The organism is Paraburkholderia sp. BL18I3N2 (assembly GCF_003001875.1).
Taxonomy (GTDB): Bacteria; Pseudomonadota; Gammaproteobacteria; order Burkholderiales; family Burkholderiaceae; genus Paraburkholderia; species Paraburkholderia phytofirmans.
In genome coordinates, this window is record NZ_PVNC01000003.1 from 471,735 (window position 1) to 498,026 (window position 26,292).

The following is a 26,292-nucleotide window of genomic DNA, read 5'->3' on the forward strand; positions in this document are numbered from 1 at the left end:
TCCGCCGCGGCGCCCGACAAACACCCGTTATCCACCCACTCATATCCACGCTACGGAAAAAGCTTATACGCGTATGCCCTGCGCGATTTGCGCCAGCCGCGCCATGTAAGTGTCGCGTGGCCGCGACAGATTTCAAAAATAACCATGCTGTCACATACCTTACTCTGCGTTCCCTTAAATTGCGGGCCATCGCACGACCTTGCCAAAGAGTTCGGCGTGGCGATCGCTTAATTTTTAATCGGAGAAAGTCTTGAACAAGAAAGTATTTGCCGCCGCTACTCTCGCCGTCTTCGCCACCGCCGCCCACGCGCAAAGCAGCGTCACGCTGTATGGCGTGATCGATGCCGGTATCAGCTACGTGAACAACTCAAAGACCGCAACGGGTCACGACAATCTCTTCAAGTACGACGACGGCGTAGCCCAAGGCAGCCGTTGGGGCCTGCGCGGCACGGAAGATCTGGGTGGCGGCCTGAAGGCGCTGTTCGTTCTGGAAAACGGCTTTAACAGCGGCAACGGCACGCTCGGCCAAGGCGGCGCACTGTTCGGCCGTCAGGCTTATGTCGGTCTGTCGAAGGACGGCATCGGCTCGCTGACGTTCGGTCGCCAGTACTCGTTTTCGACGGACTACCTGGGCGGCAACTACTCGACCGGTGGCCAGACCGTCGCGGGTAACTACGCTTACCACATCAACGACGTCGACCAGTTGACGTCGAGCCGTATCAACAACGCAGTCAAGTTCAGCAGCGCGAATTTCGCGGGCCTGACCTTCGGCGCGATGTACGGCTTCTCGAACCAGGCTGGCGCATTCGCCGGCTCGCCGACGGTCGGCACGACCGCGGGTTCGTCGCGCGCTTATAGCTTCGGCGTGAACTACGCAAACGGCCCGTTCGGCGTCGGCGCGGCTTACACGGACATCCGCTTCCCGGCACAATCGACCCCGGCGTTCTCGACGGCGATGGCCAACGTGACGACGGGCACCGTGCGCGATCTGCGCACGTTCGGTGTCGGCGGCCGTTACACGATCGCGGCAGCCACGCTGTGGGCGTTGTACACCAACACGCGTTTCGAGCCGATCACGGGCGGCACGACGACGTTCGCCGCCTATGAAGCGGGCGCGAAGTACGCGTTCACGCCGGCACTGACGGCAGGCGCGGGCTACACGTACATGCACCTGAGCAACGCGAATCGCGGTCACTGGAACCAGGCGGACCTGAGCGTCGATTACGCGCTCAGCAAGCGTACGGACGTGTATGCACTGGGTATCTACCAGATCGCTTCGGGCCACAACGCGGCGACGGGCGACGTGCAAGCGCAGATCGGTTCGAGCACGAGCTACTTCAACACGTCGGGCACGGGTTCGGACAACCAGCTGGCGTTCCGCGTCGGTATCCGTCACAAGTTCTAAAGCGAGTCTCGCGCAGTGGGGAATGCGAGTTCCCTGCTGGATCGAGGTTCTGGAAAAACGCCCTGCGGGGCGTTTTTTCTTTTTGGGCGAGTGCTTTTACATCCGGATCATTCGCCCCGTTGTTGCTGGCTTTTGATCAGGGACCTGGCCATGTGCGAACAGGTAAGGGGCTAGACGGACTGGTCCTCGCCGACGATAACGGCGTATTGTTTACCGACGCGGCGACGCTTGCCCGCCTCGCCGCCCGCGAAAACCACGCACACGACAGCGTGCGAACCCCGGAGCCCTTTCAAATGCAAACGACGCATACATCCGACTCTGCGCTGGAAGCGCGTGCCGCACGCAGCGCACGGTCCACTAGCGAGCAGCACGTGCGCGAAGAACTGGCCGCACTTTACCGGCTCGTCGCGCATTTCCGCATGACGGACATGATCGACACGCACATCACCGCGCGTCTGCCGAGCGCGCCGGGTGAGCCGGCCGCGTTCCTGATCAATCGCTATGGCGTCCTGTTCCACGAGATGCGCGCTTCGGATCTGGTGAAGATCGATCATCAGGGCAAGGTCGTCGACGAGCGCGCGCGCACCGAGCCCGCATTGTTTCGCGTGAACGCCGCGGGATTCACGATCCACTCGGCCATTCATGCCGCGCGGGACGATCTGCATTTCGTGATTCACACGCACACGGCCGCCGGAACCGCTGTATCCGCCCAGGAACAAGGCCTGCTGCCGATCAGTCAGCATGCGTTGAAGTTCTACGGCAAGCTCGGCTATCACGATTACGAAGGCATCGCGCTGGAACTCGGCGAGCGCGAACGCCTGGTTCGCGATCTCGGCACCTGCAAGGCGATGATCCTGCGCAATCATGGATTGCTCGCAGCGGGCGCCACGGCCGCCGAAGCATTCCATGAGATCTACTTCCTCGAACGTGCGTGCCAGGCGCAGATTCAGGCGCTCGCCGGCGGCAGTGCGTTGCGCATTCCGCCGCGTGAAGTCTGCGAACTGACCGCGAGTCAGTTCGATCGCGAGGATTCGGCGGAAATCGCGGAGCTGGCGTGGCAAGCCGCGCTCCGTTTGATCGACGACCCGAAATCCGATTACCGCGGCTAGCCTGATTTTCCTTGTCGTAGCCTTGCGCTCAACGCGCATGGAGACGACGCCGAGAGGCGTGCTGCATCGCGAAGCTCACCCCACCAGAAGAGTCGATTTCAAAGGAACGGCATTCGCCAGATTGTAGAAATTGGGAGAAGTGGCCATCACAGCGCTGTGGATTTCCGCGAACTGTTCCCTGGTGCCGCTGCCCTTGATACGAACGGTGTAAAGCAGGCTCTCGTAGCCGTTGGCCACGTTCGGATCGAGCCCAAGAAATCCTCTCAGGTCGATGTCGCCTTCCGTTTCAATCTCGAGAGACTCGAGCGTGATTCCGCGCACGGCGCACTGCGCGACGTAACCCACCGTCATGCAGGCGTTCAGCGCCGCGATCAGATGCTCCTGAGGATTGGCGAACTGGTTCGAGCCGCCGAGTTCGCGGGGCTCGTCGATATCGATCGCGAATCTGCGCGACACGTCCTGCCCTCCGATCGCGAATCCCTTGATCTCGGAGCGGCTATGGGCCTGGCCTTGCCACGTCGTCGCCACGCGCCAACTGGTGGTGGCTTTCGATGCATCGCCCTTGACGCCCTCGATCAGGGAGAACAGATCGTCGACGTTGAGGCCGTTGACGATATTGGATTCTTTGGTCTGTGCATTGGCATTCATGTTCCAACTCCTCGACAAAACGTGGATTGTTCAGCTTCGGAAAATCTCATTGCAGAGTGGCGAGCGCGGTCTGGATGCGCATGTCTGGTCTGCCTGATGTCACGGTCGCTACCGGCCCGGAACCAGGCGGCTGACCTGGCATTCGGGTGGCTCAAATGTACGATTGGGAGACGCGGCGTTCTATGATCAGGTCGCCGTAAGATATGACCGAAACGCCTGATCAGGTTCGACGCGAGTGAATGAACGTTGCGTGCGGCAAGGCACGGGACACGCCGACGGTGACCGTTTGAAAGATCGTTGAGCGCGCTGCCTACGTGATCTCGTGTGCGAGCGCAACAATCGACCATGCTAGGCTACGCGTAGCAAGCGTTCCAGATGGTAAATTCCGACGTCAGGCGGGAAAGGAAACACCGAAAGTTCACGTTGCCCGAATATCCGCGTCCGCTCGCTCGTTTAGTCAAAACGCGGGCGATATAAGGTGGATCGATGATCGACGTTAGCCAGCGTATTGTCCGGCAGCGGCGCCTGTGCGTCGTGCTATGCGGCTGCGCCGCGGTGGCCGGCTGCATGGTCGGTCCTGACTACCGCACTCCCCCCGCGCCGGCTACCGACACCTACACCGCCTCGCCACTGCCCGAGCAAACCGCCTCTTCGCCAGGGGCCGCCGGCTTGCCGCAACGCTTCGTGCCGGGACAGGACATTCCCGCCGCCTGGTGGGCGCTCTTTCATTGCGAACCGCTCGATACGCTGATCCGTCAGGCGCTCGTCAACAGTCCGAACATCGCCGCGGCGCAAGCGGCATTGCGGCAGGCGCGCGAAAACTTCTCGGCGCAAGCCGGCGGCACCCTTCTGCCCAGCGTCGATGCGCAACTCGGCGCCACGCGCCAGAAATTTAACGGCATAACGTTCGGCGAGCCGGGACTCGTCGAGGAATTCAATCTCTACAACGCGTCGGTGAACGTGTCGTACAAACTCGACGTGTTCGGCGGCACACGGCGCGAACTCGAAGCGTTGCACGCGCAAGTCGATTACCAGCGCTTCCAGTTGCAGGCCGCCTATCTCGCGATGTCAGCGAACATCGTGACCGCCGCCGTCAAGGAAGCGTCGTTGCGCGCGCAGATCGAGGCGACAGAACAGATCGCCGCACAAGAAGACGAACAATTCACCGTGCTTGGCAAGCAGTTCGAACTCGGAGGCGTGGGCCGGTCGGCGGTGCTCGCGCAGCAGACCCTGTTGGCGCAGACCCGCGCAACGCTGCCGCCACTGCAACAGCAACTCGACCAGGTGCGCCACCAGCTCGCCGTGCTGGCCGGCAAACTGCCCAGCGATAACGCCTTGCCCGAATTCAGGCTCGAGATGTTTTCGTTACCCGAGACGCTGCCTGTCAGCCTGCCATCCGCGCTGGTTCAACAGCGGCCCGACATTCTGGCCGCCGACGCCGTACTGCATCAGGCCAGCGCGCAAATCGGCGTGGCCACCGCCGCGATGTATCCGCAGATTACGCTGTCGGCCAGCTACGGCGCCGAGGCGCTCACGCCGGCACAGGTGTTCAAGGCGGGCAGCACGATCTGGAGCCTCGGCGCGGGCCTGCTGCAACCGGTCTTCCACGGCGGGCAGTTGAGCGCGCAGAAGCGCGCCGCGGAGGCGGCGTACGAGCAGGCTGACGCGCAATACCGCGAAACGGTGCTGCTGGCGTTCCAGAACGTCGCGGATTCGCTGCGCGCGCTCGATCACGACGCGACCGGCCTGCAAGCGCAGACGCAGGCGTGGCGCGCCGCGAACGACTCGCTGGAACTGACGCGTGGGCAATATCGCGTCGGCGGTGTGAGCTACCTGTCGCTTCTCGACGCGCAACGCCAGTACCAGCAAACAGTGGTGAGCCTCGCGCAGGCGCAGGCCGCCCGCTACGCCGACACCGCGGCCCTCTTCCAGGCGCTCGGTGGCGGCTGGTGGAACGCCGCCGCGCCGGCGGCCGCAGCCGCAGCCGCCGGCGCGCATTGACATAGCCCGGCAGGACGCTCGCCGCACCGCTCGTTGTAACACGCTTCGCCCAATGCCGTGCAAGGACATCACGATGACCGAACGAAAACCGATGACAAAACGGATGGTGATCATGCTGATCTGCGTCGGCCTGCTGCTGGCCGCGCTCGTCGGCTTCAACGTGTTCCGCGCGCACATGATCGCGAAATTCATGTCGGGCAACGCAGCGCCACCCGCCACGGTCTCGGCGGTCGTCGCCCGCTATCAGCAGTGGCAACCGCAGCTTGCGGCGGTCGGCAGCCTGCGCGCGGTGCGCGGCGTGGATGTCACCACCGAAGTCGCGGGCCTCGTGCGCGAAGTCGCCTTCAGCTCGGGACAGGAAGCGAAAGCCGGGCAGGTTCTCATCAGACTCAACGCCGACAGCGACGTGGCGCTGCTCCGGTCGCTGGAGGCATCCGCCGAACTCGCGCAGACGGTCTACACGCGCGACAAGGCGCAGTACGACATCAAGGCGATCGCCAAGGCGCAGCTCGACGCCGACGCCGCCGACCTGAAGGTCAAGAAGGCGCAAGTCGCGCAACAGGCCGCGCTCGTCGACAAGAAGACGATTCGCGCGCCGTTTGCGGGGCGCCTCGGCATCACCACGATCAATCCGGGGCAGTACATCAATCCGGGCGATGCGATCGTCACGTTGCAGGCGATCGATCCGATCTACGCCGATTTCTACCTGCCGCAGCAGCAACTCGGCCAGCTCGCGATCGGCCAGACCATCGTGGTCGACACCAACGCCTACAGCGGCCAAACGTTCGTGGGCAAGATCCAGTCGGTCAGCCCAAAGGTGGACAGCACCACGCGCAACGTGCAGATCGAAGCCAGCGTGGACAATCGGGAGCGCAAGCTGCTGCCGGGCATGTACGCGAACGTAAAGATCGACGCGGGCGCGGGACAGCGCTACCTGACGCTGCCGCAAACCGCCATCACGTACAACCCCTATGGCGCGACCGTATTCATCGTCAAGCCGGGCACGCAACCCAATGCGCAGGGTAAGGCGCTGCCCGTCGCGCAGCAGGTGTTCGTCACGCCTGGCCCGACGCGCGGCGATCAGGTCGCGATCCTCAAGGGGGTCGACGCCGGCGCGCAAGTCGTGACGAGCGGGCAACTCAAGCTGAAGAACGGCACGCCGCTCGTCATCAATAACAGCGTGCAGCCGGCGGACAATCCGAACCCGACGCCTCAGGAACAATAGAGAGACCGCGCGATGACCTTCACCGATCTCTTTATCCGGCGGCCCGTGCTGGCCTCGGTGGTCAGTCTGCTGATCCTCGTGCTCGGATTGCGCTCGCTGGCCGCCCTGAAAGTCAGCCAGTATCCGCAGACCGAAAACGCCGTCGTGACGATCACCACGGCCTATTACGGCGCGAACGCCGACACCATTGCCGGCTTCATCACGCAGCCGCTCGAGGCGGCGATTGCCCAGGCGCAAGGCATCGACTACATGTCGTCGACGAGCAGCACCGGCGTATCGACCATTATCGCCACGCTGCGCCTGAACTACGACGCGAACCGCGCGCTGACCGAGATCAATACGCAGATCGGCTCGGTGCGCAACCAGCTGCCGCCGCAAGCGCAGCAGCCGGTGCTGACGATACAGACCGGGCAGACCACCGACGCGATGTACATGGGCTTTTACAGCAACGTGCTGCCGAGCAACAACGTCACGGATTACCTGTTGCGTGTGGTCAAACCCAAGCTGGATTCGATCGAAGGCGTGCAGACCGCCGAAATTCTCGGCGGGCGGCAGTTCGCGCTGCGCGCGTGGCTCGATGCGACACGGCTCGCCGCCCACGGCGTGACGGCGGCCGACGTGTTCACCGCGCTCGGTAACAACAACTATCTCGCGACGCTCGGCACGACCAAAGGGCAAATGGTCAGCGTCGACCTGAACGCGGGCACGGACCTTCATACCGTCGACGACTTCAAGCAACTCGTCATCAAGCAGAAGAACGGCGCGATCGTGCGCCTCGAAGACATCGCGAACGTCGTGCTCGGCGCCGACAGCTACGACTTCAACGTCGCGTTCAGCGGCAAGCGCTCGGTGTTCATCGGCATCAAGGTCGCGCCTGACGCCAATATTCTCGATGTCGCCAAGCGTGTGAAGGCCATCTTTCCCGGCCTGCAAAAGCAGTTTCCGACCGGCATGACGGGCGAGATCGTGTACGACGCAACCGATTTCGTCAACACGGCGATCGTCGAAGTCATCAAGACGCTGGTCGAAGCGCTGCTGATCGTCACCGCGGTGATTTTCCTGTTCCTCGGCAGCTTCCGCGCGGTCGTCGTGCCGCTGATCGCGATGCCGTTGTCGCTGATCGGCACGTTCTTCGTCATGCAGTTGCTCGGCTATTCGATCAATCTGCTGACGCTGCTCGCGCTGGTGCTTGCAATCGGGCTCGTGGTGGACGACGCAATCATCGTCGTGGAGAACGTGGATCGCCACATGAAGGAGGAAGGCAAGGCACCATTCGATGCCGCGCTGATCGCCGCGCGCGAGCTCGGCGGACCGATCCTCGCAATGACCGTCGTGCTGATCGCCGTGTATGCGCCGATTGGATTTCAGGGCGGCCTGACCGGCGCCCTTTTCACCGAGTTCGCCTTCTCGCTGGCCGGCGCGGTGACGGTGTCCGGCGTGATCGCGCTCACGCTGTCGCCGATGATGTGCTCGCGCTTTTTCCGCGCGGAACAGGAGTCGGGGCGCTTCGCACGCTTCGTCGACCGCCAGTTCGAACGCGTTCATCGCGGCTATGGCCGTCTGCTGCACGCAACGCTCGACACCTGGCCCGTGTTCATCGTGATGGGCGCGCTGCTGCTCGCCGGCACGATCTATCTGTTCATGACGTCGAAATCGGAACTCGCGCCCGAGGAAGATCAGGGAATCGTGTTGTCGCAAATCCAGGGTCCGCCGAACGCGACCATTCAACAGATGCAGACGTACGCGGACCAGGTCTTCAATATCTCCAAAGCGCTGCCCGAATATTCGCAGATGTTCCAGCTCACCGGCGCGCCGACCCTGAACCAGGGGATCGGCGGCGTGCTGTTCAAGACATGGGATCGGCGCAGCAAAGGCGCGGGCGCGTTGCAGCAGGAATTGCAGCAGAAATGGAATCAGATTGCCGGCGCGCGCGTCGCGGCGTTCCAGTTTCCGCCGCTGCCGGGCTCGCAGGGCTTGCCGGTGCAGTTCGTGATCAGCACGACCGAGCCGTTCGAGAACCTCAACGAGGTCTCGCAGGCAGTTCTGCAACAAGCCCGCGCGAGCGGGATGTTTTTCTTCGTCGACAGCGATCTCAAGCTCGACAAGCCGGAAGCCATGCTCGTCGTCGACCGCGACAAGGTCGCTTCGCTCGGGCTCTCGCAAAGCGACGTCGGGCAGGCGCTCGGGTCCGCGCTCGGCGGCGGCTACGTCAACTACTTCTCGATTGCCGGGCGCTCTTACAAGGTGATTCCGCAGGTGTTGCAGACCGACCGGCTGAATCCTTCGCAAGTGCTCGATTATTATCTGCGCACGCCGGACGGCAGCGTCATTCCGGCATCGACGATTGCGCATCTCGAACACAACGTCGTGCCGGAATCGATCAACCATTTCCAGCAACTCAACTCCGCGACGATCTCCGGCGTGATCGTGCCTGGCGTGTCACAGGGCGAGGTGCTCGATTTTCTGCGCAAGGCGACCGCACAGGCCGCGCCCGCGGGTTATTCGGCGGATTACTCGGGGCAATCGCGGCAATTCGTGCAGGAGTCCGGCGGTTTCGTCATCACACTGCTGTTCGCGACGATCATCGTGTTCCTTGCGCTTGCCGCCCAATTCGAAAGTTTCCGCGACCCGATCGTGATTCTGGTTTCGGTACCCATGGCGCTGTTCGGCGCGCTGATCTTCATCAACATCGGTTTGACGACGCTGAACATCTACACGCAGGTCGGACTCGTCACGCTGATGGGGCTCGTCAGCAAGCACGGCATCCTGATCGTCCAGTTCGCCAACGAACTGCAACACGCCGGCCGATCGAAGCGCGAAGCTCTGGAAGAAGCGGCGGGCGTGCGGCTGCGCCCGATTCTGATGACCACGGCGGCGATGGTGCTCGGCGTCCTGCCGCTCGTGGTCGCCTCGGGCGCAGGCGCCGCGGGCCGCAATGCGATGGGCCTCGTGATCTTCACGGGGCTGTCGATCGGCACGCTCTTCACATTGTTCGTGGTGCCCGCCATGTATATGTTTCTCGCCGCCGACCATCATCGGGACGCCGGCGTGCCGAAGGCGGGTTAAGACAACGCAGCGCCTCGCCTTCGACACCTGCTTACTACGGACGTGGGAAACCGAGAGCGTCGGCCTGCGTTCTCAGCTCCGCAAAGCGGCCGCCCACCGGGCTGACTGCCGTATTGGGAACGGCGCTTTCCGATGTAACCTGACTCTTGTCGAGCTGTCCGATGCCGGTCGCGGCCGAAGCGCCAGTGGCCGCCGACGCCGAGCACTGCGCGCCGAAGACACCCTGTGTGACCGCGATGGCCGGCGCATCGGTGCGTGGCGCGTCCGCCAGATTCAACGCATACGCGAGGTTGACCGTTGCCGGGTCGCTGCCCCGCACGCCGAGCGGATCGAGCCCGAAGCGCCAGGCAAGCAGCTGGTGGATCGAACTGGGATCGAACGGATAACGCGACACACTGTTCGCTCGCACCCGCGGTCCGAGCAGCACGCACGGTACGCGAAACCCGAGCCGCCCGTCGTTGCCCAACGCGCTTTCAGCGGCCGACACGGTCCTCACCGGCGGCGCGACATGTTCCATGAAGCCGCCCCACTCGTCATAGACAATGATCACGAGGGTCTTGCTCCAGTTCGGGCTCGTGCGCAACGCGTCGTAGATCCGTCCCAACAGCACCTGGCCGTTGCGCACGTCCGCATGCGGATGGTCGTCGTTCGAGGTCCCCTGTGCTTCGCCGCCGAAACTCGGATCGACCATGCAGAACGACGGGAGCGTACCCGCGGCGGCGTCGGTGAGGAAATCGGCAAACAGCTTGGAACGCCCGACATAGCGGGTTCCGTAGAGCGACGTGAACGGCACGTCGTGGAAGTAGTACGTCGACGAGATGTTCTTCGCATCCAGCCGGTCCCAGATGGTCGGCAGCGACGACGTGTCGAGCGTGTCGCTGACACGGTCCGTCTCACCGCTATGCAGGTAGAGCCGGTTCGGGTAGGTATCGGCCAGAATGCCGCTCATGTAATAGTCGCACACGGTGTACTGCGCGACAGCCCCCCGGTAGAAGTCCAGGTCCGCGGCCTGGAAATAGCCGATCGGCAGCAGGTCGCCGGGCGTGAGACTGGTGCCCGGCGTCAGCAGAAAGCCGTTCATCGCGCCGTTTGCCAGGTGGACGCGGCCGGCCTCGTATGCGTGATTCGGGTCGGCATATGCGCAGCCCTGGAAGCCGTAGGCCGCATTGGCGGTGAGCGCGAATGACCCGCGCGCCGTGCCGAACGCATCGGTGAACGTGCGCCCTGCCTGTGCGCTTTCGGCGTTCGGCACCCACCCCAGCAAATGGTCGAAGGAACGGTTTTCCATCGTGACGAGCACGATATGGTCGATGCCGGAAGTCGACGGGTCGGGCAATGGGGGACGGGGAAGGTTTGCGCGATCAGGCGGGATCGCACCGATCACGGGATTCTTCGACCCGCCTGACCCGCCACCGCCACCGCCACCGCCTCCGCCACATGCCGACAACGCGACGGAACTTGCCAGCGCAGCGAGAATTTTCCGGCGCGCAAAGTCCGGCGGATTGGTGGGCCGATTGTTCATTGTGTTGTCTCCTGGTTGGATGTGCAGGTGGTGCGGCTGTATGGATGCCGTTAAGCGACTCCGTCAAGCGGAGTAGCATTTAGCGTTCCCCCCATCGATATCCGTACTGCCGGCTTGCGCCACAAAAAGCCGCTGAACGTTTTACACATTGGTGGTTAACATATGTTGCATATAATATTTTTCTGGCAACATATGTATCAGACCAGCCGCGCAGGTGCGCAGAGACTGGTTCTCACCACGATGGGGTAATTGCTATGAAACACAGGCTGCTGATGGCCCTCGCGACTTTTGCCGTTGTTTCGACCAGCGCTTCGGCCCAGGAGACACAGTCCACGCTGGCAAAAATCCAGAGCGGCAATGCGATTTCGATCGGTCACCGCGAAACGTCCGTGCCGTTTTCGTACGTTGATACGAATAACCAGGTGATCGGATTTTCCCAGGACATTTGCAACAGGATCATCGATGCGGTGAAGGCTAAAACCGGCCACCCCGATCTGCACGTCCGCTTCATACCGGTTACTTCGCAAAACCGCATCCCACTGGTTCAGAACGGCACGGTCGACCTCGAATGCGGGGTGACAACGAATCTGACGTCCCGGCAAAATCAGGTCGCGTTTTCCGACACGTTCTTCGTTGCCACGACGCGTCTTCTGACGCGCAAAGACTCAGGCATCAAGGATTTCGCGGACCTGGCCGGCAAGACCGTGGTGACCAACCAGGGAACCACGTCGGAGCGTCTCCTCAGGAAAATGAACGAGGAGAAAAAGATGAACATGCAGATCATCAGCGCGAAGGATTACGGCGAGGGCCGCGTCACGCTCGAAACCGGCCGTGCGGTGGCGTACATGATGGACGACGTGCTGCTCGCGGGCGCGCGCTCGCTGACGGCCAAGCCCGCCGACTGGGTCATTGTGGGCACGCCTCAGTCGTCCGAAGCGTATGGCTTCATGCTCCGCAAGGATGATCCGGAGTTCAAGAAGCTGGTTGACGACGTCATGGTTCAGGTCATGAAAGGCAGCGATATCAAAACCCTGTACGGCAAATGGTTCATGAAGCCGGTGCCGCCGAAAGGCATCAACTTCGATTTCCCCATGAGCGGGGCGCTGGAAAAGTTGTACGCGGCGCCAAACGACAAGGCGTTTGACTGAGACAGCGCCGCACTCACGGTGCCGGTGCCGGCGCCGAGCCGATCCCGCCGGCGATATCCCGGCTGACTGTGGCGAGGGCTCGGCGATAGGCAGCCCCCAGCGCATCGCGATCACTGCTTGCACAGCGCTCGCGCACCGTGGCTCAGGCCGAACATCTGGCAGCTTCAGGTGCTTGGCGACCTCACGTTCATCGGGAGCTTTTTCGTGCTGCGCGGTGATTTATCGAGCAAGGTCGGTGCGCTGTTCGTCCGCCCGGCATAGATGGTGATCGCGCGCAGCCTGTCAGCCGGCGAAAGGTCCCGTAACTTCAGGCATTCGAAGTCTGGTACGCTGCGCCCTTTGCCACCGCTTGCATTCGACTCGATGGAAACACCCTTCAATGATCGTGGCGTGTCGGTCACGCGCAACGCACTCTCGTCCGCCGGCCAGGTCTTTCCGCTGCGCGAGATCGTGGACGTGCGTGTCGTCACCGTGCCGAAAAACAAGGTCTTGCCCGTCACGATTTCGCTGCTCGGCATCGCCGGCATTATTGTCGGCGCGATATTGCGCTCGCCGGTGGGCATCGTGTGCGGCACGATGCTCGCCGTGGTCGGTTGGCTCACCTGGCTGACCCAGGACATCACGCATCGTCTGATGGTGCAGACAGCGAACGGCGATCGCGAAGCGCTGATGAGCGTCGATCGCGAGTTCGTCGAACGCGTTGCCGTCGCCGTGAATGAGGCGAAGGCCACAGCCGCGGCGCCGAAGGTTTGACAACGCGGTTCGCAGCTTTCAGATGCTAGTTGCCGCGATAGCACGCCACATGCGGCCTGCGCGTTAACACAATTTTGATTCGCCGCGCGGCAGCTTTTGCGCGTCCTTGAGACGCGCGTCGCTAGAGTGGACGGGAGTCAACAACGCGCGCCGCCCACCGGGTCGGCGCAACCCCATGCACACGTCCGCCGCTACGCCCGATCTTCCCGTTACGCGCACCTTGCGCACCCAGCGCACGCCACAAGCGCCGCGGCTGCCGCGCCGCACGCATATCGTCGTGCCGCTCGTCATTATCGACGTCACTGTGCCCGGCACGTCGTCGGCCAACGGACGGCGCGCGTTGCACGCCGCGCTCGGCGACGACCTGCGTCTCTATGTCGTCACTATCGACCAGCGACGCGAGCGCGTGACGTTCCGCGTCGAAGTCACCTCGCGCACTGTCGAAGACGTGATCGGCCTGCTGGCCGTCAAACTCGATCGCGCCACGCTCGGCCGCGCGCAAGCGACCGTGATCCGGCGTCCGCGCGACTATTGATCTGGATCGACACTTGCACGGGCCGGTTGCCGGCCGCGCCCGCGCCTGTGCCCGTGCGCGTGCCTTTACACATCTTTGCAGATGCACTCGAGCGGCCATGTAGAGTCGCCGCTCCTGTTATCGCGTGTTCCCTCCCGCAGGTTCGCAAGCGACCCGGTTTTCTTGATCACGCCGCGGCCAATCCAGCGATTGCCGCTCGCGCTGTCCGCCTCGCCGCTTGCAATGCCTCGCCTTCGTCAGGGACCCGCCCTTTGCAAAGCGTGTGATCTATGTTCCTGTCGTCCCTCGATGCCGCGCGCCGGCATTTGCGCCTCAACCGGCGTCGTTCCAGCGCGGCCGCGCTTGTCGTAACCGGTGCGCTTGTCGCGCTCAGCGGCTGTGCAGTGACCTTTCCCACGCCCACGCCGCCCGCGCCGGCTGCCTCACTGATCAATGGCGGCCAGGACGGCCTGCTGATTCCGCTGCAAGTGGAGCGCGTCGATGCGGGCCACGCGCGCCTCGGCCTGCCGATCCAGCTCGACGGCAAGGCGGTGTACGTCGCACTGGACACGGGCACGCAGGGCGTGCGCGTGCTGAAGTCGGTCCTGCCGGCCACGAACTATCCGAACGCCGGTCCGCTGAGTTCGCTGCCGTTGGCGAATGGCGCGCAAGTTGCCGGCGCGGCCGTCAAGCTGCCGATGAGTCTCGCGGGCACGAAGCCGGCGCAGGTCGACGCGCAAGCCGTCGACTTGGTGAACTGCCAACCCAACGCCCGGCGCTGCGTGGGCATGGACGGCTACACCGGCGAATTCGGCTGGGCATTCTCGGGTCTGTTCGGCATCGGCGCGGCGCAACCGGACGACAGCTGCTGCACGCAACCGTTGCGCGCGTTGCCCGGCAATATCGGCCAGCGCTATCTGGTGCACTCGAACTTTGCGAAACCCTACCTGGTGCTGAGTCCGTCGAGCGCGCTCACCAAGGACTACACGATGGCGCCGATGACCGTCTTGCAAGACGGCACGGCGCAATGGCCGAGAGGTTGCGTCAACGTCGGCGACAAGATGACCTTTTGCGCGCCGCTGGTGTTCGCCACCGCCAGCACCGACATGATCCGCGTCGAAATGGACAAGGCGCCGAACTGGACCGGTGACGACGAAATCGGCAAGGTACTCAATCAAGGCAACTACAACGCGGCGCTCGGCACCGGCAAATGGGTGCATCGCTATGAAGGCGCGCAAGTGACGATCGTCAAGGCGAAACCGGGCGCCGACCGTATCGTGATCGGCCTGATGGGTATGCAGAATGTCGACGTGCTGTTCGACTTCCCCCACGGCCAGCTAGGCCTGCGCGCCGCGAACGAGGTCGAGAAGTTCGCGCAATAACCGCTGCGGCATCGGTCAAAGAAAAGGCCGTGCGATTCACCAGCCATCGCACGGCCTTTCCACGTCTACGTCTACGTCTACGTCTACGTCTACGTCGCGCTGAGACGAAGCAACCGTTCCGCTATTCGATATTCAGCGGATTCACATGCCAGATGTTGCGCGCATATTCGCCGATCGTGCGATCCGACGAAAACTGCCCCATGCCCGCCACATTCTCGATCGCGCTTTCCGTCCATGCACGCTTGTCGACGAAGCGCGCGTCCACTTCGTCTTGCGCCTTGGCGAACGCGGCGAAATCGGCAAGCACCATGTAGTGATCGCCCCAATCGACCAACGTGTGGAAAATATCCGAGAAGCGCAGCGGATCGTCCGGCGAGAAGAAACCCGTGCGAATCTGGTCGAGCGCCGTGCGCAGTTCCGCGTTCTCTTCGTAGATTTGCCGCGGCCGGTAGCCGGTGGCGCGCAGGTTGTCCACTTCGTCGGCGGTATGGCCGAAGATGAAGATGTTCTCGCGGCCCACCGCGTCGCAGATTTCGATATTCGCGCCGTCCATCGTGCCGATCGTCAGCGCGCCGTTGAGCGCGAGTTTCATGTTGCCGGTGCCCGATGCTTCCGTGCCGGCCATCGAAATCTGCTCCGACAGATCCGCGGCCGGAATGATCAGCTCCGCCACGCTCACGCCGTAGTTCGGCACGAACACCACTTTCAGACGGTCGCCGACCAGCGGATCGTGATTGACCTTCTCGCTCACGTCGCCGATCAGTTTGATGATGGTCTTCGCCATCCGATACGCGGACGCAGCCTTGCCGGCGAACATCACCACGCGCGGCACCCAGTCGCGCTCGGGATTCGCGCGGATCTGGTTGTAACGCACGATCACATGCAGCACGTTGAGCAGTTGCCGCTTGTATTCGTGAATGCGCTTGACCTGCAGATCGAACAGCGCGTCCGGATCGAAATGCAGTTTGGTGTGATGCGCGAGACGGTTCACGAGCCGCAGTTTGTTCTGCCGCTTCGCTTCACGGAAGGCTTCGATAAAGCCGCTGTCCGTGCGCAGGTTGCGCAGCTGTTCCAGTTCGAACAGATTGCTGCGCCAGTGTTTGCCAATCTGCTGATCGATCAGCGAGGACAGCGACGGGCTTGCCTGCGCGAGCCAGCGGCGCGGCGTAATGCCGTTGGTGACATTGGTGAAGCGGTCCGGAAAGACTCGCGCGAAGTCCGCGAAGATATCGCGCGTCATCAACTGCGAGTGCAGCTTCGACACGCCGTTCACCTTGTGGCTCGCGACGATCGCCAGATACGCCATCCGCACGCGCCGCTGCCCGTATTCGTCGACGAGCGAAATGCGACGAATCATCTCGGCGTCATGACCTGATTGCTCGCTCACGTGCTTGAGAAACTGCGCGTTGATCTCGAAGATGATCTCGAGATGGCGCGGCAACAACCGCGCGAGCAACTCGACGTCCCACGTTTCGAGCGCCTCGGGCATCAGCGTGTGGTTCGTGTACGAGAAGATCTGCGTGACATGTTTCCACGCCTTGTCCCACTGCAGATGATGGACGTCCACCAGCAAACGCATCAGCTCGGGAATCGCCAGCACGGGGTGCGTATCGTTCAGATGCACCGCCACTTTTTCGGAGAAGCGCCCGAACGTGCTGTGCGTGCGCTGATAGCGGCGAATCAGATCCTGCATGGTCGCCGAGACGAAAAAGTATTCCTGGCGCAAGCGCAGTTCGCGGCCGGCCGGGGTCGAGTCGTCCGGATACAGCAGACGTGAGACGTTCTCCGACATGTTCTTGGTGTCGACCGCGTTGCGGTAGTCGCCACGATTGAACGCGCCTAGGTCGAGCTCCTCGGCGGCGCGCGCCGACCATAGGCGCAGCGTGTTGGTCGCGTCGGTCGCGTAACCCGGAATGACGGTGTCGTACGCGGTGGCGTTCACGTGCTGGGTGTCGATCCATTCCACGTATTCGCCGCGCTGTACCGTGCGGCCGCCGAAGTGAACCATGTAGGTGACTTCGGGCCGCGGAAACTCCCACGGATTGCCCGCGCGCAGCCAGTAATCCGGCGCTTCAACCTGCTCGCCGTTGACGATCTGCTGACGGAACATGCCGTATTCGTAACGGATGCCATAGCCGAAGCCCGGAATGCCGAGCGTCGCCATCGAATCGAGAAAGCAGGCCGCGAGCCGGCCCAGGCCACCGTTGCCGAGCGCGGCGTCCGGCTCGATATCGGTCAGCGCATCCATATCCACGCCCAGGCTCGCCAGCGCTTCCTTCATCTGGTCGTGGATGCCGAGAGCGAGCAAGGCGTTCGTAAAGGTCCGGCCGATCAGGAACTCCATCGACAGGTAGTAGACGCGTTTCACGTCCTGTTCGTATTGCAGGCGCGTGGTCTTCATCCAGCGCGCGACCAGCCGGTCGCGCACGGCGAGCGCCGCGGCGTGCAGCCAGTCATGCGGATGCGCGGTGACGGCGTCCTTGCCGACGCCATACATCATGCGATTGGAAATTGAGCGCCGTAGCGCGTCGACGGTACTGTTGAGCTGGTCGAATTCCAGATCGACGGCTGTCATCGAAGCCTCCGGGGAAAAAAGACGCGACATACGCGGACCGCACAGATGACGGGCGGGAGGCGCGAGCCGGTCAGGCGGGTTAAGAAACAGAGTAGGACATTTTAAGGCCACCGGACACCGGCCGGCGCGAACGCCTGATTACGCACATGCCATGCCCGCCGACATCAGCCGAGGCGGCGTTTTTTCGCACGTTTTCGCACGCGCGAGGTGCAAGCCATGTGTGCGTGGCACTGCACGCGTGCATCGGCTGCGCAAAACAGGCAAACGATTGCGAAATACCCAATGCGCGCTGGATGGAAGGCAACGCCATTATTTTTTCGCCGCGTGACGCGCGGATGAAGAGCGGGTGGCTTGATGCGTGGTCAAATCAGAGCGCCTCGTCTGCCAAGCGGTTGTGCCGGAATGGCATGTGACAACACGAGCGCGGGTCAGTTCGCGGACCGTGCGCGGGATTGACCGTTAGTTGCATCAGAGGCGCCGTGGTCGGCGCCCTTCCCCGCCCGGGTCCCAGCACGATTTCCGCGTCTCTGTAACAATCGCTACATTCGCCGCGCGGCCGTCTGAAATGCTTCGAACGCCGGATTCAGGCGCGCGCGTCTTACATCCCGCAACCTCTGCCACTCGCGCGCCGCGCGCCTCGACTCGCCCGGCTGCACGCCGGCATGCTCAACCCGACGAGCCACCGCCTTGTCCGACAAACCCAGCGCCGCCCACCCTTTTCCCGCGGACGTCCCGATGTCCGCCGCCAACCGCCGCGCGATGGCCGCGATCATGCTCGCCGTCGCGCTCGCCACGCTCGACACCGCCATCGCCAACACCGCGCTGCCCGCCATCGCCGCCGACCTGCATGCGGCGCCGGCGGCATCGGTGTGGATCATCAATGCATATCAGCTCGCGATGGTCGCGACGCTACTGCCGCTCGCCGCGCTCGGCGATATCGTTGGACACCGGCGGATTTATATCGGCGGGATTGCGCTCTTCACGCTGGCGTCGCTGGCGTGCTCGCTGGCCTCGACGCTGCCGCTGCTGGCCGCCGCGCGCGTGCTGCAAGGCCTCGGCGCGAGCGCGATCATGAGCGTGAACACCGCGCTGATCCGCTATCTGTATCCGCCGCACCGGCTCGGACGCGGTCTCGGCACCAACGCGCTGATCGTCGGCGTGTCGTTCGCGGTCGGGCCGACGGTGGCGTCGCTGATTCTGTCGGTGGCCGCGTGGCCTTGGCTGTTCGCGGTCAACGTGCCGCTCGGCCTGCTGGCCTTGGGCTTCGCCTGGCCGGCGTTGCCGTACACCGAACGCGGCAAGCACAACTTCGATCCGGTCGCGGCGCTCCTGAACGTCATCACCTTCGCCGCGTTGATCTTCGCGCTCGGCGAGGCGGCCCAGCGCGCGTCGACACAGTTGGTGCTGAGCGCGGCGGCGATTGCGCTGGTGTTCGGTTTCCTGTTGATTCGCCGCGAAGCGGGCCATCCTGCGCCGATGCTACCCGTCGATCTGTTCAAGCGACCGGTGTTCGCGTTGTCGGCGCTGACGGCCGTGTGCTCATTCGCCGCGCAAGGGCTGGCGTTCGTCTCGCTGCCGTTCTACTTCGAGGACGTGCTGCATCGCAGCCAGGTCGAGACCGGCTTTCTGATGACGCCGTGGCCCGTGGTGGTCGCGCTGGCCGCGCCGCTGGCGGGCAGCTTGTCCGACCGTTATCCGCCTGGACTGCTCGGCGCGATTGGTCTCGCGGTGATGTCGGCGGGAATGGCTTCGCTGGCGCTTCTGCCGGTGCATCCGCACGTGCTCGACATCGGCATACGCATGGCGGTTTGCGGCGCGGGCTTTGGGTTCTTCCAGTCGCCGAATCTGAAGGCGTTGATGGCAAGCGCGCCGCCGGAGCGCAGCGGCGGCGCGAGCGGCATCGTCGCGACTGCGCGGCTGCTTGGGCAAACCACCGGCGCGGCGCTGGTCGCGCTGAGCTTTGGGATTGCCGGGCGGCATGGGCCGACGCTGGCGCTGAGCACCGGCGCTTTCTTTGCGGGCGCGGCGAGCCTCGCGAGCGGGCTCAGGTTGCTGGCGCCGTCGCATCGATCAGGCGTGCATGCGAAGGCGTCGATGAAATGAAAAAGCGGGCGCGCTGAGGTGACAGTGCGTCCGCTTTGGTTTGCTGCTGGGTTGCAGATTATTTCTGCTGCCTTGCTTTGCGGCGCTGGTCACAGCCGCGTAGCGTTGTGCGTTTGGTGTTCGGTGTTCCGCTTTACCGCGCCGCGAAATACCCCTTCACCGCTGCGATAAACGTATCGATATCCCCACGCGACACGTCCTTATGCGTCACAAATCGCGACGCGTACAGCATCTGCGTGAGAATGCCGTGCTCCTTGAGCCATGCCTCGAGCGGCGCGCAATGCTGCTGCGGAAACTGTGCAAACACCATGTTGGTGGCGACCGACTGCACCTTGACCTGATCGATAGCTTCCAGACCCGCCGCCAGATGCGCGGCATGCGCGTGGTCGTCGGCGAGGCGCTCGACGTTGTGATCCAGCGCGTACAGGCAAGCCGCCGCCAGCACACCGGCCTGACGCATGCCGCCGCCCAGCACCTTGCGCCAGCGGTGCGCCACGTCGATCAGTGCCCGGCTGCCGACCAGCACCGACCCGACCGGCGCGCCCAGTCCCTTCGAAAAACAGACCGAGACCGAATCGAACGGCTCGCACAATGCCGCGACCGGCTTATCCGACGCCACTGCCGCGTTATAAACACGCGCGCCGTCGAGGTGAGCCGACAGGCCGTGCTGACGCGCAAGCTGCACCGCCTCGGCGACATACCCCGCCGGCAGCACCTTGCCGCCGATAGTATTTTCCAGCGCCAGCAGCCGCGTGCGCGCAAAATGATCGTCGATGGGCTTGATCGCGGCAGCGATCTTTTCCAGCGGGATCGAGCCGTCCGCGGCATTTTCGAGCGGCTGCGGCTGGATGCTGCCGAGGACCGCCGCGCCACCGCCTTCATATTTATACGTGTGCGCCAACTGGCCGACGATGTATTCGTCGCCGCGCGCGCAATGGGCCATCAACGCCGCCAGATTGCTTTGCGTGCCGCTCGGGAAGAACAGGCCTGCTTCCTTGCCGGTGCGTTCGGCCAAGGTGGCCTGCAGACGCAACACGGTGGGGTCGTCGCCCCAGACGTCGTCGCCGACTTCGGCGGCCGACATGGCCGCGAGCATCGCCGGAGTCGGACGGGTTACGGTATCGCTGCGCAAATCGATCATTGTGTGTCCCTGTGCGTCTGTGAATGACAGCCTATGCCAGCCGGTCGACGCACCGCACCGTCGGTATCGACGGGCGGCAACGGCGCCGGCAGTTTAGCCACACAGTATATTCAATTAACGGGGCGCTGAAATCGCGCTGGAAAGAAGCTCACCCGCCTGACCTGGGCAGCCACGCGAGCGGATCGACCGGCTGGCCGTTCTGGCGGACCTCGAACTGGATCGACGCCACCCCGCGGCTGTCCACTCCGACTTCGCCGATGGTTTGCCCCTGCGCGACCGCGTCGCCTTCCTTGACGAGCAGCGTGCTGTTCTGCCCGTAAGCGGTGATCAGCGAGTCGTCGTGCTTGATGATGATGAGCGGACCGTACGCCTCGATACCCGTGCCGGCGTAAACCACGCGGCCGGTAGCGGCCGCCTTGACCGGATCGCCAGGCCGGCCGCCGATCACGATGCCATTCGATCTACCCGGCGCGAAGGCTCTCAGCACCGGCCCTCGCACCGGCCATTGCAATACGCCCTGCTGCGGTCCGGCGGCTGCGGTGGGCGCGCCGGGCACGCCGGGCGTCGTGGAACCGTCCGGCCGGACGGCGACCGGCGGCGTCACGACGCTGCCCGAGGCCATCGGTGGAGAGACCCGCAGCACTTGTCCCGGCGTGACAGCGGCGTTGACCGCCAGGCCGTTCCACGCCGCGATCTCTTGCGGCATGCGGCCATATGCCGACGCAATCCCGCTGATCGTGTCGCCCGGATTGACCCGGTAGAAACCGGCGGGAACCGGCACCGTGCTGAGCGTAGTTGGGCGGGAAGGTGTGCTGCTGTAAAACGGCGTGCTCTCCCACGGCATGGTTGTACAGCCGCCGAATATCACGCCGAGCGCGGCCACTGCCAGCAACCGGGTCCCCGTCAATTGCCATGGTCTTGTCATTTGATTTTCCTCGACACTTTGTTCGATCAATCGGATTCAATCGATGCCGTAGCATTTGCCGTGCCGCTCGTCTCGAGGGCGTGGCAGCGGTTATCCATTATGGCGCCGTGCGTGGTGAGAACCGGGCCGGCATGGCACCAGACGTCCGCCGGAATTCAGGCGCTCCCTTCTGCCTCAACCACCAGAATGCGCGCCGCGCCGATCGGATGAGCCACGTGCTCGGTGCCGACCGAAGCGTAGAACACGTCGCCCGTCTCCAGAATGGCCGACTGTTCCACGCCGCCTTCGCGATAACGCATCTCGACGCGGCCATCGAGCACGGCGAACACTTCCTCGCCGTCGTTGACATGCCACTTATAAGGCTGATCGGTCCAATGCAGACGCGTCGTGATGCCGCTCATGTTGGCGATATCGAGCGCGCCCCAAGCGCGCGTCGCGGTGAAATTCTTGCTGCGGATGATCTTCATTGTCACGAGGCAGTTGAGAAAAAACAGCGCCGGCATGGCGTACGATCCGGCGGGCACGGCGGGCGGCCAGAACTCGCGCGAACCGCTTTCCGGCTGGCCCCATTATAGGTGCGCTGGACGGCATGCTTGCCGCCAGCGGAACACGCGGCAATTTGTGTGAGCATTGAATCCACGAGGCCCTCGCCTATACTCGTTCTTGCCGCCCCGACGCGCCGAAAGCAAAACGTCCGAATTCTGCGAGGGAGTTGAGAATGAACAAAGCCACTTTTCTGGCCGTACAACTCAACGTCGACGATGTCGCGGCGTCGCCTGGTCTGGTCGAGTTGCTGAACACGCATCTGGTGTTCGCCGCCGACGTGGCCGAAGCCGCCGACGCCCTCGTCCAACTGGCAAGCATCGCGGGATTGTCGAGCGGCGTGGAGGCGAGCGTCGAGATTCCCGCTCTGGCGATCGAGCGGCTGCGCGAGGCGCTCGACAATCTGAGCGGCTACGACGAATGCTGGCTGCTCGCCCTCGAACCCAGCCACGCATTATTCGATGAAATAGGCCGCCGGCATCGCACGCTGCATTAGGGCGGCGCTGGCGGATTGCATTTGGGTTGCATCGTCCGCGCCGCGCACCTTTCGGCGTCCGTTCAGCGGCGCCTTCGGTCCGCCACGTTTTGGTCACCGCTCGGCCCGCCGGTCCCGCATCGCCAATGCCGGTTCGCACAGTGAAGACCGCGCGTTGACGAACGCGCACCGGCATCGGCTCAGACACCGATGCCCTAATCGCGCCGTAAACGACAAACGCCGCCCGGCAACCCGGACGGCGTTTTCATTTGCGTGCCGCCCCATAATCAGGCGGCGTTCCCATCAGCTTCGGCGCGAATTAGTTGCCGAAGTAGACCGAGTTACGGTCGTTGCCGCTAACCGGACGGCCAGCTTGCGAGCTGCCGGCGATCGGTGCGCCGTAGCCGCTGTTCACAGCTTGAGCGGTGCCGTTTTGCGCATCGACGCGTGCTTGCGCGGCCTGGATGTTAGCCGGGTAGTTGACCTGATCGCCGATCGGGTTGTAGCCGGCCTTTTCCAGCTGAACCAGTTCAGCGCGAACTTGAGCGCGCGTAACCGGCTGATTCGATTGAGCAAACGAAGCGACAGGAGCGGCCAGAGCGGCGGCGACTACGACTGCAGAGATAAGAGCCTTCATGATGTAAACCTCCAGAACTTGTCTTGTAATTCGCTGCGGATTGTTTGTTCCGTAGCGCTTAAGTAGAAGTTTAGGAGGGTGAACACCTAGGGAAAACCCCTAAAACGACGAAACTCTATTTCGAATTTCGCAACAGTAGCAGGCGGGGCGCTACTGCGACCTATCTGGCCGTTGGCTTTCAGCAATAATTGACCGTCGCGAATTTGAAGCGCATTCGCGGCCCGGCGCGCCTTGCTGTAAGGGCGCGCCGGGCCGCGGGTCAAACGCTCAGCTCCAGTTCGCGTGGAAGCTGCCCGGCTTGTCGATGCGTTCGAACGTATGCGCGCCGAAGAAATCGCGCTGCGCCTGCACCAGGTTTGCCGGCAGGCGCTCCGAACGATACGCGTCGAAATACGCGATCGCCGACGCGAAAGCCGGCACCGGCACGCCAGCATTGACGGCGGCCACCACGACTTCGCGCAACGCCGCCTGATAATTCTTGGCGATGTCGCGGAAATACGGGTCGAGCAGCAGATTGGCGATCGCCTTGTCCTTCGTATAAGCGTCCGTGATCTTTTGCAGGAAGCGGGCGCGGATGATACAGCCCGCGCGGAAAATCTTCGCGATCGTGCCGTAGTCCAGATCCCACTTGTACTCTTCCGACGCCGCGCGCAGTTGCGCGAAGCCTTGCGCGTACGAAATCACCTTGCTGAAATAGAGCGCGCGGCGCACCGATTCGATGAAGGCGTCGCGCTCGACGCCGAGCGGCTTGGCCGCCGGGCCTTCCAGCACTTTGCTCGCGGCCACGCGCTGGGTTTTCAGCGACGACAGCACACGCGCGAACACGGCTTCCGTGATCAGCGGCAGCGGCGCGCCGAGGTCGAGCGCGTTCTGGCTGGTCCACTTGCCGGTGCCCTTTTGCGCGGCGCGATCGAGAATCACGTCGACCAGATCCTTGCCGGTCTCGTCGTCTTTCTTGCCGAAAATCTTCGAGGTGATTTCGATCAGGTAGCTGTCCAGCTCGCCCTGATTCCACTCGGTATAGACCTTGCCGAGTTCTTCGTTCGACAACCCGACCACCTGCTTGAGCACCGCGTAGCTTTCCGCGATCAACTGCATGTCGCCGTACTCGATGCCGTTGTGCACCATCTTCACGAAGTGGCCCGCGCCGTCCGGTCCCATGTAGGCGACGCACGGCTCGCCGTCCGGCGCCTTCGCGGCGATTTCAGTGAGGATCGGGGCCACGAGGTCGTACGCATCGCGCTGACCGCCCGGCATGATCGACGGACCTTTCAGCGCGCCTTCCTCACCGCCCGACACGCCCGTGCCGATAAAGTGCAGTCCGGACTTCGCAAGATCCTGATTGCGGCGGATGGTGTCGGTGAAATGCGTGTTGCCGCCGTCGATCAGAATGTCGCCCTTGTCCAGCAGTGGTTTCAACTGGTTGATGGTGGCGTCGGTGCCTTCGCCTGCTTTCACCATCAGCAGAATGCGGCGCGGCTTTTCCAGCGACTCCACGAATTCTTCCAGCGTGAAAGCCGGCACCAGCTTCTTGTCCGGATATTCGGCGATGAGTTCGTCGGTTTTCTCGCGGCTACGGTTGTACACCGACACCGCGTGGCCGCGGCTCTCGATGTTGAGCGCCAGATTGCGGCCCATGACCGCCAGCCCCACCACGCCGATTGCCTGTTTGCCCATGTGAATTCTCCAGAGTCCAAAAAATGTCGTAGCGCCGCGCCGGAAAGAACGTCGGCGCAACGTCGAGGGTGAAAGAATAAAAGAAATGCCAGCTTGCCGCTCGTTAGCGGGCAACGGGCGGCGTTTTACATCGCGGCGAACCCGCGTTTAACCTCGTTTAACCGCATTTAACGGGCGTCAGACTCGCGTCGCGTCCGCGCGTTTCCTGAACACCAGACTGAAATTGTTGGCGGGCATCGCGATGGGCTCCTCGCACACCAGTCCGACCGACGCGCCCAATGCCACGACCTCCTCCATGTCGCGCACGCCCCATTCCGGATCGCGGCCGCGCAACTGCTGATCGAAGGCATCGTTGCTCGGAGAAGTATGCGCTCCGCCGCGTTTGTATGGGCCGTACAGGTACAGGACCCCGCCGTCGACGAGACGGCGCCCCGCCCCCATGAACAGCGCCTGCGCCGCGCTCCACGGCGAGATGTGAATCATGTTGATGCACACCACGGCGTCGAACGTGTCCACGCCCCAGTCCGGCTGATGCACGTCGAGCGCGAGCGGCGCGCGCACGTTCGTGAGCCCTTCGTGCGCGACCCACGCGGCAATCGAATCGCGCGCGCCGGCATCGGCGTCGCTCGGTTGCCAGTCGAGTCCGGGCATCGCGCGGGCGAACCAGATCGCGTGCTGGCCGGTGCCGCTCGCGATTTCGAGCACGCGGCCGTTGGCCGGCAGCGCCGCGCGCAACACCGCGAGGATCGGTTCGCGGTTGCGTTCGGCGGACGGCGAATGTTGCCGCAGCGCCAGTTGGGAATCGGTCATGGTCAGCTTTGGTTCTGCTTCGGTTTCAGTACAGGGTCGTGCGCACGCGTTCGGCGAGTTCGCGATCATAGGTCGCCGCGTCGAACTGCGCGCCATTGATGCGCCGATGAATCTCGCCCGCGCTCGGCAGCCGCGAACGTTCGACGTGATGCGCCGGGTCCCACAGCTTCGAGCGCACCAACGCTTTCGAACAGTGAAAGTAGACGCTGTCCACGTCGATCAGCAGCACGGTGCGCGGCAGTTTACCTTCGACGGCGAAACTGTCCAGCCATTGCGGGTCGTCGGTGATACGGCCGCGGCCGTTCACGCGCAAACTTTCGCCCACGCCGGGAATGATGAACAGCAGCGCCAGCCTCGGTTCGACGATGATATTGCGCAAACTGTCGAGCCGATTGTTGCCGAGCCGGTCCGGCAGCGCGAGCGTGCGTTCGTCGACGATACGCACGAAGCCCGGCGCGTCGCCGCGCGGCGAACAGTCGAGACCTTCCGGGCCAGTGGTGGCAAGCACCGCGAACGGTGCGACTTCGATGAACGCGCGGTAGTCCTCGTTGATATACCCAATCTCTTCGCGCACGGCGCGCTCGTGCGGTTGACCGTAGAGGGCTTCGAGCTGCGCGATCTACGTCAACATCA

At 63.3% G+C, this 26,292-nt stretch carries 21 protein-coding genes; 11 read left to right on the forward strand and 10 right to left on the reverse strand.

Annotation, left to right across the window (positions count from 1 at the left end; translation table 11 throughout):
* Positions 1-250 precede the first annotated feature (250 nt).
* Both B0G75_RS11845 and B0G75_RS11850 read left to right on the forward strand, forming a co-directional pair.
* Complete coding sequence (locus B0G75_RS11845) at positions 251-1,405, forward strand: porin (protein ID WP_106304924.1); 1,155 nt, start codon at positions 251-253, stop codon at positions 1,403-1,405.
* Between the two features lie 293 nt (positions 1,406-1,698).
* Entirely contained in the window at positions 1,699-2,514 is an 816-nt protein-coding gene (locus tag B0G75_RS11850; RefSeq protein WP_219908275.1) for a class II aldolase/adducin family protein, read from the forward strand.
* Between the two features lie 75 nt (positions 2,515-2,589).
* Here B0G75_RS11850 and B0G75_RS11855 read toward each other — a convergent pair whose 3' ends face one another.
* Entirely contained in the window at positions 2,590-3,162 is a 573-nt protein-coding gene (locus tag B0G75_RS11855) for an OsmC family protein (RefSeq protein WP_106304927.1), read from the reverse strand.
* A 486-nt stretch (positions 3,163-3,648) separates the two neighbouring features.
* On the opposite strand from B0G75_RS11855, the gene B0G75_RS11860 reads away from it, so the two are divergent.
* The 3 genes from B0G75_RS11860 (at position 3,649) to B0G75_RS11870 (ending at position 9,454) form a co-directional block, all read left to right on the forward strand.
* On the forward strand, positions 3,649-5,163 hold the full coding sequence (locus tag B0G75_RS11860) for an efflux transporter outer membrane subunit (RefSeq protein WP_106304930.1): 1,515 nt from the start codon (positions 3,649-3,651) through the stop codon (positions 5,161-5,163).
* 73 nt (positions 5,164-5,236) lie between these two features.
* Complete coding sequence (locus B0G75_RS11865) at positions 5,237-6,388, forward strand: efflux RND transporter periplasmic adaptor subunit (RefSeq protein ID WP_106305645.1); 1,152 nt, start codon at positions 5,237-5,239, stop codon at positions 6,386-6,388.
* A gap of 12 nt (positions 6,389-6,400) precedes the next feature.
* A complete protein-coding gene (locus B0G75_RS11870) occupies positions 6,401-9,454 on the forward strand; it encodes an efflux RND transporter permease subunit (RefSeq protein ID WP_106304933.1) in 3,054 nt (1,017 codons plus the stop codon).
* Between the two features lie 34 nt (positions 9,455-9,488).
* Here the strand turns inward: B0G75_RS11870 and B0G75_RS11875 are convergent, their stop codons facing one another.
* Complete coding sequence (locus tag B0G75_RS11875) at positions 9,489-10,976, reverse strand: alkaline phosphatase family protein (protein ID WP_106304937.1); 1,488 nt, start codon at positions 10,974-10,976, stop codon at positions 9,489-9,491.
* Between the two features lie 272 nt (positions 10,977-11,248).
* Between B0G75_RS11875 and B0G75_RS11880 the strand changes: the two genes are divergently transcribed.
* The 4 genes from B0G75_RS11880 (at position 11,249) to B0G75_RS11895 (ending at position 14,773) form a co-directional block, all read left to right on the forward strand.
* Positions 11,249-12,124, forward strand: coding sequence for a glutamate/aspartate ABC transporter substrate-binding protein (locus B0G75_RS11880; RefSeq protein WP_374956890.1), 876 nt, complete (start codon positions 11,249-11,251; stop codon positions 12,122-12,124).
* Between the two features lie 363 nt (positions 12,125-12,487).
* Positions 12,488-12,877, forward strand: a complete 390-nt coding sequence (locus B0G75_RS11885; protein WP_106305648.1) for a DUF6232 family protein — start codon at positions 12,488-12,490, stop codon at positions 12,875-12,877.
* A gap of 175 nt (positions 12,878-13,052) precedes the next feature.
* The gene (locus tag B0G75_RS11890) at positions 13,053-13,412 is read left to right on the forward strand and encodes a hypothetical protein (RefSeq protein WP_106304943.1); all 360 of its coding nucleotides are present in this window, start codon (positions 13,053-13,055) and stop codon (positions 13,410-13,412) included.
* 269 nt (positions 13,413-13,681) lie between these two features.
* Positions 13,682-14,773, forward strand: a complete 1,092-nt coding sequence (locus B0G75_RS11895) for a hypothetical protein (protein ID WP_106304946.1) — start codon at positions 13,682-13,684, stop codon at positions 14,771-14,773.
* 121 nt (positions 14,774-14,894) lie between these two features.
* On the opposite strand, the gene B0G75_RS11900 is transcribed toward B0G75_RS11895, so the two are convergent.
* Positions 14,895-17,348 (reverse strand): glycogen/starch/alpha-glucan phosphorylase, encoded by a 2,454-nt coding sequence (locus B0G75_RS11900; protein WP_106304949.1) that lies wholly within the window; start codon positions 17,346-17,348, stop codon positions 14,895-14,897.
* Positions 17,349-18,083: 735 nt separating this feature from the next.
* Between B0G75_RS11900 and B0G75_RS11910 the strand changes: the two genes are divergently transcribed.
* The gene (locus B0G75_RS11910; protein ID WP_106304955.1) at positions 18,084-19,451 is read left to right on the forward strand and encodes an MFS transporter; all 1,368 of its coding nucleotides are present in this window, start codon (positions 18,084-18,086) and stop codon (positions 19,449-19,451) included.
* A 133-nt stretch (positions 19,452-19,584) separates the two neighbouring features.
* Here B0G75_RS11910 and ltaE read toward each other — a convergent pair whose 3' ends face one another.
* The 3 genes from ltaE to B0G75_RS11925 all read right to left on the reverse strand — a co-directional run bounded on the left by ltaE (position 19,585) and on the right by B0G75_RS11925 (position 21,984).
* Complete coding sequence (gene ltaE / locus B0G75_RS11915; protein WP_106304958.1) at positions 19,585-20,592, reverse strand: low-specificity L-threonine aldolase; 1,008 nt, start codon at positions 20,590-20,592, stop codon at positions 19,585-19,587.
* A gap of 148 nt (positions 20,593-20,740) precedes the next feature.
* Positions 20,741-21,517 (reverse strand): peptidoglycan DD-metalloendopeptidase family protein, encoded by a 777-nt coding sequence (locus B0G75_RS11920; RefSeq protein WP_106305651.1) that lies wholly within the window; start codon positions 21,515-21,517, stop codon positions 20,741-20,743.
* A 155-nt stretch (positions 21,518-21,672) separates the two neighbouring features.
* Positions 21,673-21,984: a cupin domain-containing protein gene (locus B0G75_RS11925; RefSeq protein WP_181309255.1), complete on the reverse strand. Its 312-nt coding sequence runs from the start codon at positions 21,982-21,984 to the stop codon at positions 21,673-21,675.
* 251 nt (positions 21,985-22,235) lie between these two features.
* On the opposite strand from B0G75_RS11925, the gene B0G75_RS11930 reads away from it, so the two are divergent.
* Positions 22,236-22,556, forward strand: a complete 321-nt coding sequence (locus tag B0G75_RS11930; protein ID WP_106304961.1) for a hypothetical protein — start codon at positions 22,236-22,238, stop codon at positions 22,554-22,556.
* Between the two features lie 298 nt (positions 22,557-22,854).
* Here the strand turns inward: B0G75_RS11930 and B0G75_RS11935 are convergent, their stop codons facing one another.
* The 4 genes from B0G75_RS11935 to B0G75_RS11950 all read right to left on the reverse strand — a co-directional run bounded on the left by B0G75_RS11935 (position 22,855) and on the right by B0G75_RS11950 (position 26,278).
* On the reverse strand, positions 22,855-23,172 hold the full coding sequence (locus B0G75_RS11935; RefSeq protein WP_106304964.1) for a DUF4148 domain-containing protein: 318 nt from the start codon (positions 23,170-23,172) through the stop codon (positions 22,855-22,857).
* Positions 23,173-23,439: 267 nt separating this feature from the next.
* A complete protein-coding gene (gene gndA / locus B0G75_RS11940; protein WP_012427815.1) occupies positions 23,440-24,849 on the reverse strand; it encodes an NADP-dependent phosphogluconate dehydrogenase in 1,410 nt (469 codons plus the stop codon).
* Between the two features lie 177 nt (positions 24,850-25,026).
* Positions 25,027-25,659 (reverse strand): DUF938 domain-containing protein, encoded by a 633-nt coding sequence (locus tag B0G75_RS11945; protein WP_106304967.1) that lies wholly within the window; start codon positions 25,657-25,659, stop codon positions 25,027-25,029.
* Positions 25,660-25,684: 25 nt separating this feature from the next.
* Complete coding sequence (locus B0G75_RS11950; RefSeq protein WP_258194439.1) at positions 25,685-26,278, reverse strand: pyridoxamine 5'-phosphate oxidase family protein; 594 nt, start codon at positions 26,276-26,278, stop codon at positions 25,685-25,687.
* Positions 26,279-26,292 lie beyond the last annotated feature (14 nt).